This is a genomic window from Comamonas piscis (genome assembly GCF_014109725.1).
In the GTDB taxonomy this organism is placed as follows: Bacteria; Pseudomonadota; Gammaproteobacteria; order Burkholderiales; family Burkholderiaceae_C; genus Comamonas; species Comamonas piscis.
In genome coordinates this window covers 5,147,922-5,162,078 of sequence record NZ_CP058554.1, presented here as the reverse complement: position 1 = coordinate 5,162,078, position 14,157 = coordinate 5,147,922, and the positions used below count along the sequence as shown (strand labels likewise).

Annotated in this window: 13 protein-coding genes; 9 read left to right on the top strand and 4 right to left on the bottom strand. The window is 63.9% G+C overall.

Annotation, left to right across the window (positions count from 1 at the left end; all coding sequences use genetic code 11):
- Nucleotides 1–27: 27 nt before the first annotated feature.
- The 5 genes from HS961_RS23340 to garD all read left to right on the top strand — a co-directional run bounded on the left by HS961_RS23340 (nt 28) and on the right by garD (nt 5,891).
- Entirely contained in the window at nt 28–510 is a 483-nt protein-coding gene (locus HS961_RS23340; RefSeq protein WP_182325777.1) for a TRAP transporter small permease, read from the top strand.
- A 10-nt stretch (nt 511–520) separates the two neighbouring features.
- Nucleotides 521–1,816, top strand: coding sequence for a TRAP transporter large permease (locus HS961_RS23335; protein WP_182325776.1), 1,296 nt, complete (start codon nt 521–523; stop codon nt 1,814–1,816).
- A 55-nt stretch (nt 1,817–1,871) separates the two neighbouring features.
- Nucleotides 1,872–3,167, top strand: a complete 1,296-nt coding sequence (locus tag HS961_RS23330) for a glucarate dehydratase family protein (RefSeq protein ID WP_182325775.1) — start codon at nt 1,872–1,874, stop codon at nt 3,165–3,167.
- Nucleotides 3,168–3,223: 56 nt separating this feature from the next.
- Nucleotides 3,224–4,225, top strand: coding sequence for a Bug family tripartite tricarboxylate transporter substrate binding protein (locus tag HS961_RS23325; RefSeq protein WP_182325774.1), 1,002 nt, complete (start codon nt 3,224–3,226; stop codon nt 4,223–4,225).
- Nucleotides 4,226–4,319: 94 nt separating this feature from the next.
- On the top strand, nt 4,320–5,891 hold the full coding sequence (gene garD / locus HS961_RS23320; RefSeq protein ID WP_182325773.1) for a galactarate dehydratase: 1,572 nt from the start codon (nt 4,320–4,322) through the stop codon (nt 5,889–5,891).
- Nucleotides 5,892–5,895: 4 nt separating this feature from the next.
- Here the strand turns inward: garD and HS961_RS23315 are convergent, their stop codons facing one another.
- Both HS961_RS23315 and HS961_RS23310 read right to left on the bottom strand, forming a co-directional pair.
- The gene (locus HS961_RS23315; protein ID WP_182325772.1) at nt 5,896–6,741 is read right to left on the bottom strand and encodes a ChaN family lipoprotein; all 846 of its coding nucleotides are present in this window, start codon (nt 6,739–6,741) and stop codon (nt 5,896–5,898) included.
- Between the two features lie 153 nt (nt 6,742–6,894).
- A complete protein-coding gene (locus tag HS961_RS23310) occupies nt 6,895–9,087 on the bottom strand; it encodes a malate synthase G (RefSeq protein WP_182325771.1) in 2,193 nt (730 codons plus the stop codon).
- A 397-nt stretch (nt 9,088–9,484) separates the two neighbouring features.
- Here HS961_RS23310 and HS961_RS23305 point away from each other — a divergent pair, with 397 nt between their 5' ends.
- Together HS961_RS23305 and HS961_RS23300 are read left to right on the top strand one after the other, a co-directional pair.
- A complete protein-coding gene (locus HS961_RS23305; protein WP_021025061.1) occupies nt 9,485–9,844 on the top strand; it encodes a hypothetical protein in 360 nt (119 codons plus the stop codon).
- 289 nt (nt 9,845–10,133) lie between these two features.
- Nucleotides 10,134–10,493: a hypothetical protein gene (locus tag HS961_RS23300; RefSeq protein WP_182325770.1), complete on the top strand. Its 360-nt coding sequence runs from the start codon at nt 10,134–10,136 to the stop codon at nt 10,491–10,493.
- Between the two features lie 93 nt (nt 10,494–10,586).
- Here HS961_RS23300 and HS961_RS23295 read toward each other — a convergent pair whose 3' ends face one another.
- Together HS961_RS23295 and HS961_RS23290 are read right to left on the bottom strand one after the other, a co-directional pair.
- A complete protein-coding gene (locus HS961_RS23295; RefSeq protein ID WP_182325769.1) occupies nt 10,587–11,273 on the bottom strand; it encodes a response regulator transcription factor in 687 nt (228 codons plus the stop codon).
- An 85-nt stretch (nt 11,274–11,358) separates the two neighbouring features.
- A complete protein-coding gene (locus HS961_RS23290) occupies nt 11,359–12,609 on the bottom strand; it encodes a PAS domain-containing sensor histidine kinase (RefSeq protein ID WP_182325768.1) in 1,251 nt (416 codons plus the stop codon).
- Nucleotides 12,610–12,773: 164 nt separating this feature from the next.
- Between HS961_RS23290 and HS961_RS23285 the strand changes: the two genes are divergently transcribed.
- Together HS961_RS23285 and HS961_RS23280 are read left to right on the top strand one after the other, a co-directional pair.
- Nucleotides 12,774–13,709: a LysR family transcriptional regulator gene (locus tag HS961_RS23285; protein WP_182325767.1), complete on the top strand. Its 936-nt coding sequence runs from the start codon at nt 12,774–12,776 to the stop codon at nt 13,707–13,709.
- Entirely contained in the window at nt 13,706–14,152 is a 447-nt protein-coding gene (locus HS961_RS23280) for a DUF2214 family protein (protein WP_182325766.1), read from the top strand. Before HS961_RS23285 ends, HS961_RS23280 begins: the two co-directional genes overlap by 4 nt.
- Nucleotides 14,153–14,157 lie beyond the last annotated feature (5 nt).

The window sequence follows — 14,157 nt, the reverse complement described above, 5'->3', positions numbered from 1 at the left end:
TGCCTCCCGGGCTGCTCGGGCACCACGATGTTTACCAAGATTTGCAGCGCCTTGTCGCGCTTGTGCATGTGGCTGGGGATTGCCGGCCTGATGCTGCTGATTGCTGCCGTCAGCTGGCAGGTGTTTGGCCGCTATGTGCTCAACAACACGCCGACCTGGGCCGAGAGCCTGTCGCTGTTGCTGGTGCTCTACGTGACCATGTTCGGCGTAGCGGTCGGCGTGCGCGACAGCGGCCATATCGGGCTGGAATCGCTGCTGGTGCTGGCGCCGGACTGGCTGCGCACCAAGATGGAGTTTCTGATCCATGCGCTGATTCTGGTGTTTGGTGCGGCCATGGCCTATGGCTGCGCGTCGCTGGCTGAATCGGTCTGGGATTACCGCCTGCCGACCCTGGGCGTGTCCGAGGGCTGGAAATACGTGCCCGCCATCATTGCCGGAAGCCTGATCGTGCTGTTTTCCATCGAACACCTGATTGCACTCGCGCAAGGGCGCGAAGTGCAGCCCAACTAGGAGCGCGGCGATGACCACAGCCTTGCTGATTCTGAGCCTGAGCTTTACCGTCCTGCTGCTGCTGGGCGTGCCGGTGGCCTTCTCCATTGGCTTGTCGGCCTTAGCCACTTTGGCCTATGAGGGGCTGCCGCTGGAGGTGGGCTTTCAGCAGATGACCGCCGGCATGGGGGTGTTCTCCTTCCTGGCGATTCCCTTCTTCATCTTTGCCGGTGAGCTGATGCTGCATGGCGGCATTGCCGACCGCATCGTCAACTTTGCGCGGGCGCTGATCGGCCATGTGCGCGGCGGCCTGGGCATGTCCAACGTGGTGGCCTGCACCTTGTTTGGCGGCGTCTCGGGCTCGCCGGTGGCCGATGTCTCGGCCATGGGCGCGGTGATGATCCCGATGATGAAGAAAGAGGGCTACCACGCGGACTATGCCGTCAACGTGACCACGCATGCGGCCCTGGTGGGTGCGCTGATGCCGACCAGCCACAACATCATCATCTATGCGCTGGCGGCCAGCGGCAAGGTGTCGATTGCAGCGCTGATTCTGGCGGCCATCATACCGGCGCTGATCCTCACCTTGTGCAACCTGGGCGCCGCCTACTGGGTGGCGCGCCGGCGCGGCTACCCGGCTGGCACCTTCCCCGGCTGGCAGGTGGTGGGGCGCAGTCTGGCCGCTGCGCTGCCGGGCCTGTTTGTGGTGGTGCTGATTCTGGGCGGCATTCTGTCGGGCGTGTTCACCGCCACCGAATCGGCCGTGGTGGCCGTGCTGTATGCGCTGGCGCTGACGGTGTTTGTCTACCGGTCGCTCAGCTGGTCGCACTTTGTCAAAGCCGCCTCCAAGGCGGTGCGCAACACCGGCATCATCCTGCTGCTGATCGGCATCTCCAGCACCTTTGGCTATCTCATCAGCCTCTACGGCGTGGCCGAGCTCACCGGCCAGATGCTGTCCCAGGTGACGACCACGCCCTGGATGGTGTTCCTGCTGATCAACATCATCCTGTTCCTGCTCGGCACCTTCCTCGACATGGCGGCCACCATCTTGCTGTGTACGCCCATCTTCTTGCCGATTGCCCAGCACTACGGCATGAGCTCGGTGCAGTTCGGCATTGTGCTGCTGATCAACTGCGCGCTGGGCCTGAATACGCCCCCGGTCGGTACTACCCAGTTTGTCGGCTGCGCCATTGGCGGTGTGTCGGTGGGTACCGTCATGCGCACCATCTGGCCCTTTTATGGCGCGCTGATTTTTGCGCTCGGCCTAGTCACCTTTGTGCCGGCCTTCACCACCTGGCTGCCGCAGATGTTCATGACCGTGCGTTGAGCATCCGCGCCACCCCTTCCCGTTCACCCCTTCTGCTTTCTTCTGCGCTTTCACGATGAGTACCTCACACGCTATTCGCCATATTCGCATCACGCCGATTGCCTTCCGCGATCCGCCGCTGCTCAATGCTGCCGGCATCCATGAACCCTGGGCGCTGCGCTCCATCATCGAGATCGAGACCGCCTCGGGCCTGGTGGGGATCAACGAGAGCTATGGCGACCAGCCCATGCTCGATGCGCTGGCCAAGGCGGCGCCGGCCTTGGTGGGGCTGTCGCCCTGGGCGCTGAACGAGATGGAGCAGCGGGTGGCCGCGCTGGTGGCACCACCGGTGCAGACAGTGTCGGAGTTTCTGGGCCAGCAGGTATCGCTGGCGCCGGGCACCCATGTGTCCAAAACGGTGGCCAAGGTGGTCAGTGCTTTTGAGGTGGCCATGCTCGATCTGCAAGGGCAGATGGCGAATGCGCCGGTGGTCGATCTGCTGGGAGGCGCAGCGCGCCCCAGCGTGCCGTTCTCGGCCTACCTGTTCTACAAATACGCCGAGCATGCCGGTCAGCCCTATGCGCCCGATGCCTGGGGCGAGGCGCTGACCCCGCAGCAGCTGGTGGCGCAGGCCCAGCGCATGATCGGCCAGTACGGTTTTCAGAGCATCAAGTTGAAGGCGGGCGCCTTGCCGCCCGATGAGGAAGCGGCCGGCATTCTGGCCCTGGCCGAGGCCTTTCCCGGCCTGCCTTTGCGCATTGATCCGAATGCCAACTGGACGGTGGAAACCAGCCTGCGCATTGTCGACAAGCTGCGCGGCGTGCTGGAGTACTACGAAGACCCGGCGCCCGGGCTGGACGGCATGGCGGCCGTGGCCCGCGCCTGCGAGGTGCCGCTGGCCACCAATATGGTGGTGACTGATTTTGCCGAGTTCCGGCGCAATGCGGAAATGGGCTGCCCGGTGAAGATTGTGCTGAGCGACCACCACTACTGGGGCGGCCTGCGCGCCACGCAGCGCCTGTCCACCTTGTGCCGCACCTTTGACCTGGGGCTGTCGATGCACAGCAACTCGCACCTGGGCATCAGCCTGGTGGCGATGACGCACCTCTGCGCCAGCGTGCCCTTGCTCACCTATGCCTGCGACACCCACTACCCCTGGCAGGACGAGGAAGTCATCGAAGGCGGGCGCCTGCAGTTTGAAGCCGGCAGCCTGCGCGTGCCCAACACGCCAGGCCTGGGCGTGCGCCTGGACCGCAACGCGCTGGCCCGCCTGCATGACAACTACCTGCACTGCGGCATCCGCAACCGCGATGACCTGGGCCAGATGCGCAAGTACGACCCGAGTTTTGACGGCAAGCAGCCGCGTTTTTGAGCTACACCGAATTTATTGAACCTGCCTTTCGACGATTACAAACCAAGGAGACATCCATGCAACGCAGAACCCTGATCCAAAGCTCCCTCGCAGCCAGCGCCTTGCTGCTGGGCAGCGGCCTGGCCAGCACCTCCGTGCTGGCGCAAAGCAGCTGGCCCACCGGCAAATCCATCACCTACATGGTGCCGTTTCCGCCCGGCGGCAACACCGATACCCTGGCGCGCGTGATTGCCCAGCCGCTGGGCAAGGCGCTGGGCACGCCGATGATCATCGAGAACAAGGGCGGGGCGGGTGGCAGCGTGGGCTCGGCACTGGCGGCGCGCGCAACGCCTGATGGCTACACCATCCTGGGCGGCACCATCAGCTCGCATGCGATCAATGTCAGCCTCTACTCCAAGCTCGACTACGACCCGGTCAAGTCCTTCACGCCGGTCGCCATGCTGGGCTCGGGCCCGCTGGTGCTGGTGGTGCCGGCCTCCAGCCCCTACAAGACCTTGGCCGATGTGATGGCCGGCAGCAAGGCCAAGGCATCGAGCGGCGGGCTGACCTCGGCATCGCCCGGTAGCGGCACCTCCAACCACATGGCGCTGGAGCTGCTGGCCTACCAGACGGGGGTCAAGTTCACCCATGTGCCCTACAAGGGCAGCGGCCCTGCGGTGCAGGATGTCATGGGCGGCCAGGTCGACATGATGTTTGATACCGCCCTGGTGGTGGGCCCGCATATCCAGGCCGGCAAGCTGCGCCCGATTGCGGTGACCAGCTCCAAGCGCCTGGAATCCCTGCCCGATGTGCCAACCATTGCCGAGGCCGGCGAAAAGGGCTTTGACATGGGCTCCTGGCAGGCCGTGTTTGCGCCAGCGGGCACGCCCAAGGCCGTGGTGGACCGCCTGCATGCCGAGATCATGAAGATCGTCGCCACGCCCGAAGTGCAGACGCGCCTGAAGGCCTTTGGCATGCAGCCGTCGACAATGACGCCGGCCGAGCTGGCCGAGTTCCAGAAGGCCGAGGTGGCCAAATGGGCGCAGGTGATCCAGGCCGCCGGCATCAAGGCGGATTGACCGTGAGCAGCCGGCCCTGTGCCTGACAGGGCCGCGCGGCCGGGTTGCACCAGCACGTTAAGCTGCTGGTGCCCCGCGCCAGAGAGTAATGGATATGACACAAGCCACAACGACCCCACTTTCGATTTCCATGCATGCGGCGGACAACGTCGCGATCATCGCCAATGACGGCGGTCTGCCCGCCGGCACGGTGTTGCCTTCAGGCCTGCGCCTGGTCGAGGCGGTGCCGCAGGCCCACAAGGTCGCCTTGGTGGACCTGGCAGAAGGCGAGGCCGTGCGCCGCTACAACGTGGTGATCGGCTATGCGCGCCAGGCCATTGCAGCAGGCAGCTGGGTGCATGAGCGCCTGCTGCAGATGCCCGAAGCCCGCTCGCTCGAAGGCCTGCCGATCGCCACCGTGCCAGCCCCCGATCTGCCGCCGCTGGAGGGCTATACCTTTGAGGGCTACCGCAATGCCGATGGCACGGTGGGCACCCGCAATATTCTGGCCATCACCACCACGGTGCAGTGCGTGGCAGGCGTGCTGGATTTTGCGGTGCGCCGCATCAAGGCCGAGCTGCTGCCCCGCTACCCGCAGGTCGACGATGTCGTCGGGCTGGAGCACAGCTATGGCTGCGGCGTGGCCATCGATGCGGTGGGCGCCGAGATACCGCAGCGCACCTTGCGCAATATCAGCCACAACCCGAACTTTGGCGGTGAGGTGATGGTCGTCAGTCTGGGCTGCGAAAAGCTGCAGCCCGAGCGCCTGCTGCCGCCGGGCTCCTTCCCCATCACCGATGAGCGCGCACCCGCGCTCGATGTGGTCTGCCTGCAGGACGAAGCGCATGTGGGCTTTATGTCGATGGTGCAATCCATCATGACGCGGGCCGAGGCCCACCTGGCACGGCTGAACCAGCGCCGCCGCGAGACCGTGCCAGCCAGTGCCTTGGTGGTAGGCGTGCAGTGCGGCGGCAGCGATGCCTTCAGCGGCGTCACCGCCAACCCGGCCGTCGGCTTTTGCACTGATCTGCTGGTGCGCGCCGGTGCCACGGTGATGTTCAGCGAAGTGACCGAGGTGCGCGATGGCATCGACCAGCTGACCTCCCGCGCCTCCAGCCCCGAGGTGGCGCAGGCGATGATCGACGAGATGGCCTGGTACGACGCCTACCTGGACAAGGGCAAGGTGGACCGCAGCGCCAACACCACGCCGGGCAACAAGAAGGGCGGCCTGTCTAACATTGTGGAAAAGGCCATGGGCTCGATCATCAAGAGCGGCACGGCGCCGATTACCGGCGTGCTGTCACCCGGCCAGAGGCTGGCCGAGCGCGGCATTGAGCGCGGCCTGGTCTATGCCGCCACGCCCGCGAGCGACTTTATCTGCGGCACCCTGCAACTGGCCGCCGGCATGAACCTGCATGTGTTCACCACCGGGCGCGGCACGCCGTATGGGCTGGCGCAGGTGCCTGTGATCAAGGTGGCCACACGCAGCGATCTGGCACGCCGCTGGCATGACCTGATGGATGTGAACGCCGGGCGCATTGCCGATGGCGAGGCGAGCATCGAGGACATCGGCTGGGAGATGTTCCAGCTGATGCTGGAGGTGGCCAGCGGCCGCAAGAAGACCTGGGCCGAGGAATGGCAGCTGCACAATGCGCTGGTGCTATTCAACCCGGCTCCGGTGACCTGAAACCTTACTTTTTCCACTTCTCGCGCAGCGCCGCACAGTGGTCCTGGGCCGGCAGCGCCGGGGTGCTGTGTACCCAGTCGCGGTCGGTGGCATCCGCCTGGGCCTGGTCGCCGGCCTGGCCAATCGCTACCACCGAGCGGGTGCCCGCAGGCAGCCAGGTGGGGATACCGATGCTGCGCAGCACATGGCCGCGGCCGGCGATCAGCAGCACTGTCTTGCCCTGCTGCAGCTGGGAGGCAGCGGTCTTGGCCATGCTTTCGTCCTTGGCGAGCTGGATGCGTGCCATCGGGGCCAACTGGCTGGCGGGCAACAGGCCGCAGTGTCCGTCGGCAATCGCATCCAACTGGCGCTGCCATGCGGTGGCGGGCAGGTGGCTGTCCCAGCGGGTTTGCTGCATTACCTCACGCATCTGCGCGCGTGGCAGGTTGCCGCCCAGCACGGGCACACCCGCCTGCACCGCTGTCATCACCGCCGGGCCGTAGTGGCGCCAAGGCCAGCCTTTGTCATTCCAGGCCAGCGCCTGCTGCACTTGGGCTTCGCTGGCGCTGGGGGCCAGGCCCTGGGTGCTGTGGCCTGCGTCGGCCATCTCCAGTACGACAGCGGCCAGTTGCTGTTGCGCGGCCCAGCGCGCCACCGTGGCCTGCTGCCACTGCTGGTGCGCGGCGGCATCATGCTGCTCGCCCAATAGCAGCACATCGGGTGCTTTGGAGCCTGCCGTGGCGGACAGGTCGAACTCGGCGTTGGCCGGGGATACCGTTGTGGGCGGCGGGCTCGCGCAACCGGCCAGCAAGGCCATGCCCAACAGGCCGGACAGCCAGCCGCCATTGCGAATGAATTTTATTTGCACCATGCGCGCATCGTAGTGCTTGGCCTGAGGCCTGTCGATGCCAAGGTCTGCTGGGGGCTGGGCTTTTGCAAAAAAACAGCCCCCTGCGTGAGGGGGCTGTCAGCTGCGATTCCCTGGTAGCAGGGACTGCCGGGGCGTGCCCGGGTTCGGCGGTCTTTAGGCGCCGGCTTTGACCTTCAGGCGCCAGGCGTGCAGCAGGGGTTCGGTATAGCCCGAGGGCTGTTCCTTGCCCTTGAAGACCAGGTCCAGTGCGGCCTGGAAGGCGGCGCCCTGTGGGTGGGCTGCCAGGCTCTTATAGGCGGCGTCGCCAGCGTTCTGGCCATCGACCACCTTGGCCATGCGGGCAAAGCTGTCGCGCACCATCGCTTCGGTCACGATGCCGTGCTGCAGCCAGTTGGCGATGTGCTGGCTGGAGATGCGCAGGGTGGCGCGGTCTTCCATCAGGCCTACGTTGTGGATGTCGGGCACCTTGGAGCAGCCCACGCCCTGGTCGATCCAGCGCACGACATAGCCGAGGATGCCCTGCACGTTGTTGTCCACTTCCTGCTGCTTCTCGGCGTCGCTCCAGTTCGTGTTGGTGGCCACAGGTACTTGCAGGATGGCGTTGAGCAGGTTGTCGCGCTCGGTGTCGGCGCTGGTCTTTTCCAGCTCTTTTTGCACCTCGGCCACATTGACCTGGTGGTAGTGCAGCGCATGCAGGGTGGCGCCGGTGGGAGAGGGCACCCAGGCGGTGTTGGCGCCCGCCTTGGGCTGGGCAATCTTCTGCTCCAGCATGGCTTGCATCAGGTCGGGCATGGCCCACATGCCCTTGCCGATCTGGGCGCGGCCGCGCAGGCCCATGGTCAGGCCCACCAGCACATTGCTCTTTTCATAAGCCGGCAGCCAGGCGCAGGTCTTCATGTCAGCCTTGCGCACCATCGGGCCGGCATACATGGCGGTGTGCATTTCGTCGCCGGTGCGGTCCAGGAAGCCGGTGTTGATGAAGGCCACGCGCGCAGGGGCTGCGGCAATGGCGGCCTTCAAGTTCACCGTGGTGCGGCGCTCTTCGTCCATGATGCCCAGCTTGACGGTGTTGGCAGGCAGGCCCAGCATTTGCTCGACGCGGCCAAACAGCTCATCGGCAAAAGCCGCTTCGGCGGGGCCATGCATCTTGGGCTTGACGATATAGACACTGCCGGTGCGGCTGTTGCGGATGCCGTTGGCGCCCTTGGCTTGCAGGTCATGCATCGCGATCGCCGTGGTCACCACGGCGTCCATGATGCCTTCAGGGATCTCTTTCTTGTCGGCGCCCCAGAGGATGGCCGGATTGGTCATCAGGTGGCCGACATTGCGCAGGAACATCAGCGAGCGGCCATGGAGCTTGAGCTGGTCGCCATTGGCTGCCGTATATTCGCGGTCGGCGTTCAGGCCACGGGTCACCGTCTTGCCGCCCTTGTCGAAGGACTCGGTCAGGCTGCCCTTGAGAATGCCCAGCCAGTTGGCGTAGCCGTTGACCTTGTCTTCGGCATCCACGGCGGCGACTGAGTCTTCCAAGTCGAGAATGGTCGACAGCGCCGCTTCCACCACTACGTCGGAGACGCCGGCGGCATCGCTGCTGCCAATGAGCGTGGCCTTGTTGATGATGATGTCGATATGGATGCCGTTGTTCTTCAGCAGCACCGAGCTGGGCGCTGCCGCATCGCCCTGGTAGCCGACAAACTTGGCGGCATCCTGCAGGCCGGTCTTGCTACCGTCCTTGAGGGACACGACCAGCTTGCCGCCTTCAACCGTGTAGCTGGTGGCATCCGCATGCGAACCCTGGGCCAGCGGCGCAGCCTGGTCCAAAAACTGGCGCGCATAAGCGACGACCTTGGCTCCGCGCACGGGGTTGTAGCCTTTCCCCTTTTCTGCACCGCCGTCTTCGCTGATCACATCGGTGCCGTAGAGCGCGTCATACAGCGAGCCCCAGCGGGCATTGGCCGCATTCAGTGCGTAGCGGGCGTTGAGGATGGGCACCACCAGCTGCGGGCCGGCTTGCACGGCCAGCTCGCAGTCCACGTTCTCGGTGCTGGCCTTCACGTCTTGGGGCTGTTCAACTAGGTAGCCGATCTGGGTCAGAAACGCGCGGTAGGCGGGCATGTCGGCGATCGGGCCAGGGTGGGCTTTGTGCCAGCTGTCCAGCTCTGTTTGCAGGCGGTCACGCTCGGCCAGCAACGCTGCGTTTTTGGGCGCCAGGTCTTGGACGAGGGCATTAAAGCCCTGCCAGAACGCAGCAGGCTCCACGCCAGTGCCGGGCAGTACATCGGTGTTGACAAAGTTGTACAGGGCGTTGGCCACTTGCAGGCCGTGGACGGTGGTGCGTTCAGTCATGGTGTCTACCTTTCAATACTTAACAAGCTCAAGGGTGCTACAGCACCCATCAGCACACTTTATTCCATACCCACCACAGCAATCAATCCATTAAAAACACATTGAACTATGACTTTTATGGATGTAATCAAAGCCTGTTGGCGGCTGAATGGCTTGTTTCTGCTTCGATAGATCGCATGAGCTGATCGATCATCCATATATAGATGCTGCCCAGGAAAGGCTGCTGGCCTGCATGCCGCACAGCGCGCCCCGCTCATAGCACAGCTGTTGCCGAAAAGTAGCAGCCCGTCAGAAAAAGCGCGCAAAGCTTGATGAAAATCAGAAATGATCAGATACAATCATTTTCATCTGGTGGCAGTAATTTCTCGCGTGCCTCAGCCTATCTCAGGAGTGTTCCATGGCGAATTTGACCGACAGCTTGAATGATCTGATGTCTCTGGAAGGCGCCCTGTGCGCAGCAGTTGTGGACTACAACAGCGGCATGATGCTGGCCAGCGCTGGCACCGGCGTGGACATGGAGCTGGCAGCTGCCGGTAACACCGAAGTGGTGCGCGCCAAGATGAAGACCATCAAGGCCCTGGGCCTGAACGAGAATATCGACGACATCCTCATCACCTTGGGCAAGCAGTACCACATCATCCGTCCTTGCTCGCGCCTGGCCGGCATCTTTGTGTACTACGTGCTGGACAACAAGCGCGCCAACCTGGCGCTGGCACGCCGCAAGGTGACCGACGTCGAAAGCGCAATGACCATGTAAGGCCGGGCTGGCGTCATCTGCCAGCACTGCCATGCACCGTGGTCGTCGCAAATAACATACGCTTTGTTACGATTCATGGGCCTTGTTGTTGTCTGTGGTTTCTCTGGTCAGAAGCAAGCCAGCTATTGCATGTTTGCTATCTAAATATCAGATTCCTGCGTCCCGCCCCCAGCCTGAGTGACAGCGGGATGCAGGGAATGATTGCGCCGATCAGAAGTGACTTATTAGAATCATCTATACCTTCATAAGGTAATAGTGGTTGATCTAGATCACATAGATTGGAGTGGTTATGGCAAATCTGAACGACAGCTTGAACGACTTGATGACGATGGACGGCGCCTTGTGCGCGGCCGTGGTGGACTACAGCAGCGGCATGATGCTGGGCAGCATCGGTACTGGCGTGGACATGGAGCTGGCAGCGGCCGGCAACACTGAGGTGGTGCGCGCCAAGATGAAGACGATGAAGGCCCTGGGCCTGAACGACACCATCGACGACATCCTCATCACCTTGGGCAAGCAGTACCACCTCATCCGCCCATCGCAGCGTCTGTCCGGCATCTTTGTCTATTACGTGCTGGACAAATCCCGCTCCAACCTGGCGCTGGCCCGCCGCAAGGTGGCCGATGTGGAATCGAACATGAGCATGTGATTGCGCAGCAGTGCAATCCACGAACGGGCCTGCGGGGCCCGTTTTTTTACGCCCAAAAAAGCCAAGGACGGCGCATGTGGCCCCAGCGGCGTATCAGGCCGACACCAGCGGCGCGCGGAACTGGTAGCCCACCTTTTGCTGGGATTGCAGCGGCACCGCCAGCGGCGTGGCCTTTTCAATCCGGCGGCGCAGGCGGTAGATGGTGGCGTGCAGGCTGTTGTCGGAGTCGCTGGCCGTGGGGTAACCCAGCAGCTCGCGGATCTGGTCGCGGCCCACGACGGCGCCCTGGGCTTTTAGAAAACACTGCATCAGCATCATGTCGGTGGGGCTTAGATCGACGCTCTGGCCATCGGGCGTTAACAGCAGGCTGCGGTGGCCGTCGAGCTTCCAGGCCGTGGCAACCTGGGCGGTGGTCATGATGCGGCGGTGCACGGCGCGCACCGCCAGCTCCACCTGCTCAAAGGTCACGGGCTTGGTCAGGTACATGTCGGCACCGGCATTGATGACCTCGGCAAACACCTCGGGGCCCAGCCGGCCTGAGACGATCAGCACACCGGCCTGGCTGCGTTTGCGCAGAATGCGCAGCAGCTCGGTCCCGTTGACGCCAGGCAGCATCAAATCAAGCACATAGAAGTCAAAGCGGTAGGGCTCGATGTCGGCCAGCAGGTCGCTGCTGTCGCTGTAAACCTGTACCTGAACACCCTGGTTGCGCAAGTGCTGGGCCAGAAATTCGCTGTATTCGGGGTCATCGTCGACCAGGGCGAGCGTGGCGGGAAGCATGGTGAATCCGTGAAAAAAGCAGTCAGTGAAAAGGCCTGAGAAGCGCGGTGCCAACTTCTGCAGCCGCTAGGCATAGCCTGGCTGGTCAATCGTCCAGCCCTTGGGGCAACTCTATACGCATGATGGTGCCGTTTGGCTGGCGCGGCAAGGCCTGCACCGTGCCCTGGTGCAACTGCACCACCGAGCGCACGATGAACAGGCCCAGGCCTGCCCCCGACCGGTGGCGGTGTTCGCTACCCCGCGTGCCTTTCTCGAACAGGCGTGGCCGCAGGCTGTCCGGAATGCCTGGGCCTTCGTCGATCACTTCAATGATCAGCGCCAGCGGGTCGTCCGTATCGGCCAGGCGCAGCAGCACCGGGCTGTCTGCGGGCGCATAGTTGAGCGCGTTGTTGAGCAGGTTGCGAATCGTCAAGCGCATGAGGGCCGGGTGCAACTGCACCGTGCGGGCCTCGGCATCCCAGACCACCTGGATGCGGGGCCGGGCATCGGCGGCGATGTCGTGCAGCACCAGGTTGACCAGGGTGGGCAGATCGGTATCGGAGGAGGCGCCCGCGCGCCCGCCGGCGGCCAGAATGGTGCCGGCGGCCAGGGTGTTGTCGAGAGTGCCGATGACTTGCTGCAGCACATGCTCGGCGCGCAGCAAGGCCTTGGTGGCCGGTGTGGTCTGGCTCAATTGCAGGTCGGCAATCGCCGACATGGTCGCCTGCATCGCTGCCGATGCATTGTTCAGCGGCTGCCGGATCTCGTGCGACAGCAGCTGCAGCATCTCGCTGTGCTCGGCCAGCATGGCCGTGCGCCAGTCCAGCAAGGTGCGCAGTTTGAGCAGCTCGCTCTTTTCTTCGGTGCGTTCCAGATCGCTGGACGAGAGTGCGGCCAGTTGCGCGCGCAGCGCATCGGCCTGGGCTGCGTTGGCGTATTCGGCGCTGCAGTCCTGCATCAACATCAGGGTGCCTTGGGCGGTCTTGCTGCCCCCAGTGCCCGGCCAGAAGTGCGGCGACAGGCTGATGCGGCGCCAGGCGACCTGGCCATGGGCATCGGTTTTGCGCGTGTCGAATTGCTGGCGCTGGCCTTGGCTGGCGGCCTGCAGGATGACTTGGTGCTGCTGGGCAAAATCGGCCGGCAAGGCCTCATCCAGCAACTGGCCGACGATGCCGTTGGTGGGCACACCAAACCATTCGCACCATTGCGGGGTGGCCAAGCGCAGGCGTTGGTCATGGCCCCAGTAGGCCATCGCAACGGGGCTGCTGCCAAACAGGCGCAGCAGTTGGGCGGGTGCAAACCAGAGCGCGTCGGCACTCGATGAAGAGCTGGAAGGCGGCGTAGAAGCAGGCGGCATGGAAGCGGAGTCGCAGAAAAAGAGCGGCTGTCAAGGATGCCGCAGCGGGATGTGCGCTTTCCAGCGCTGGCCCGGCGGGTGCCCCGATGATAATAGGCCGTTGCCCAGCCAGCGCGTCGCAGATGCGGCGGCCAGCGGGCTTTGCGTATTTTTTGTGTTCTGGTATGGATCGCCTCAAGCAGCTTGAATCATTTGTCGCCATCGCCTCGCGTGGCAGCCTGACCGCTGCAGCGAAGGCCGAAGGCGTGGCCCCGGCCATCATGGGCCGCCGACTCGATGCGCTGGAAGAGCGGCTGGGCGTCAAGCTATTGGTGCGCACCACCCGCAAGCTGACCTTGACGTATGAGGGCACCGCCTTTTTGGAAGACTGCCAGCGCCTGCTGGCTGAACTGGCCAGTGTCGAGGCCAGCGTCAGCGCCGGCGGCATCAAGGCCACCGGGCATTTGCGGGTCACCGCTCCGGCCGGTTTTGGGCGCCGCCATGTGGCGCCGCTGCTGCCGCTCTACCATGCACGCCACCCCGAGGTCACGATCTCGCTGAACCTGAGCGACCGCCTGGTGGACCTGGCCGGCGAGGGCTATGACTGCGCCATCCGCGTGGGCGACCTGCCCGATTCATCGCTGGTGAGTGTGCGCGTGGCGGACAACCGGCGCCTCTGCGTGGCCACGCCCGAGTACCTGCGCCGGCGCGGCATTCCCCGCCACCCCAGCGAGCTAAGTCAGCATGACTGCCTGACCTTGTCCAGTGAGGCCTCGCAGACGCGGGGCTGGGCTTTTCGCATGCCGGCGGCAGCGGGCAGCAGCGAGGTGGTCTATCTCAAGCCCGGCGGCCCGCTCGACTGCTCGGACGGCCAGGTCCTGCACGACTGGTGCCAGCAAGGTTGGGGCATTGCCTGGCGCAGCACCTGGGAGGTCGAGGCTGAGATTGCCGCCGGCCGACTGGTGGAGGTGTTGGAGGACTTTGCCGCACCGCCCAATGGCATCTATGTGATGTTTCAGCAGCGCAAGCACCTGCCGCTGCGGGTGCGCCTGTGGATCGATTTCGTCAAGCAGCAGTACGAGCGCGCCGATTTCTGGAAAAAAAATGGAGTCTCACGATGACCTTGGAAGCCGTTTTGTCTTGCCTGCATTTGCTGGCGCTGTTGACCATGGTGGTTTTTCTGTCCAGCCAGGCGGCCTTGTGCCGTTCTGAATGGATGAACGCGGCCGTGGTGCAGCGCTTGGCGCGCCTTGATCTGGTCTACGCCTTTGCGGCGGTGGCAGTGCTGGCCACCGGCCTGATGCGCCTGTTTCTGGGCGCCAAGGGCGTCACCTGGTATGTCAGCCAGCCGCTGTTTCACCTGAAGATGACCCTGGTCGTCGTCGGCGTGCTGCTGTCCTTCAAGCCGACAGCCGTGTTCCGCCGCTGGTTACGGCAATTGCGCGACAATGGCGCTTTGCCTGGGGACGCCGAGGTGCGCGCCACGCGCAAATGGGTCATGTGGCAAGCCCATCTGATTCCCGTGATCGCCGCCGTCGCCGTGTTTTATGCCCGGGGCTGGTAAACCGG

Coding starts and splice junctions, on each gene's coding strand:
- HS961_RS23335 (WP_182325776.1), top strand. CDS start 521: ATGACCACAGCCTTGCTGATTCTGAGCCTGAGCTTTACCGTCCTGCTG.
- HS961_RS23295 (WP_182325769.1), bottom strand. CDS start 11,273: ATGCTTCCCGCCACGCTCGCCCTGGTCGACGATGACCCCGAATACAGC.
- HS961_RS23285 (WP_182325767.1), top strand. CDS start 12,774: ATGGATCGCCTCAAGCAGCTTGAATCATTTGTCGCCATCGCCTCGCGT.
- HS961_RS23315 (WP_182325772.1), bottom strand. CDS start 6,741: ATGGTGCAAATAAAATTCATTCGCAATGGCGGCTGGCTGTCCGGCCTG.
- garD (WP_182325773.1), top strand. CDS start 4,320: ATGACACAAGCCACAACGACCCCACTTTCGATTTCCATGCATGCGGCG.
- HS961_RS23310 (WP_182325771.1), bottom strand. CDS start 9,087: ATGACTGAACGCACCACCGTCCACGGCCTGCAAGTGGCCAACGCCCTG.
- HS961_RS23330 (WP_182325775.1), top strand. CDS start 1,872: ATGAGTACCTCACACGCTATTCGCCATATTCGCATCACGCCGATTGCC.
- HS961_RS23325 (WP_182325774.1), top strand. CDS start 3,224: ATGCAACGCAGAACCCTGATCCAAAGCTCCCTCGCAGCCAGCGCCTTG.
- HS961_RS23340 (WP_182325777.1), top strand. CDS start 28: ATGTTTACCAAGATTTGCAGCGCCTTGTCGCGCTTGTGCATGTGGCTG.
- HS961_RS23300 (WP_182325770.1), top strand. CDS start 10,134: ATGGCAAATCTGAACGACAGCTTGAACGACTTGATGACGATGGACGGC.
- HS961_RS23290 (WP_182325768.1), bottom strand. CDS start 12,609: ATGCCGCCTGCTTCTACGCCGCCTTCCAGCTCTTCATCGAGTGCCGAC.
- HS961_RS23280 (WP_182325766.1), top strand. CDS start 13,706: ATGACCTTGGAAGCCGTTTTGTCTTGCCTGCATTTGCTGGCGCTGTTG.
- HS961_RS23305 (WP_021025061.1), top strand. CDS start 9,485: ATGGCGAATTTGACCGACAGCTTGAATGATCTGATGTCTCTGGAAGGC.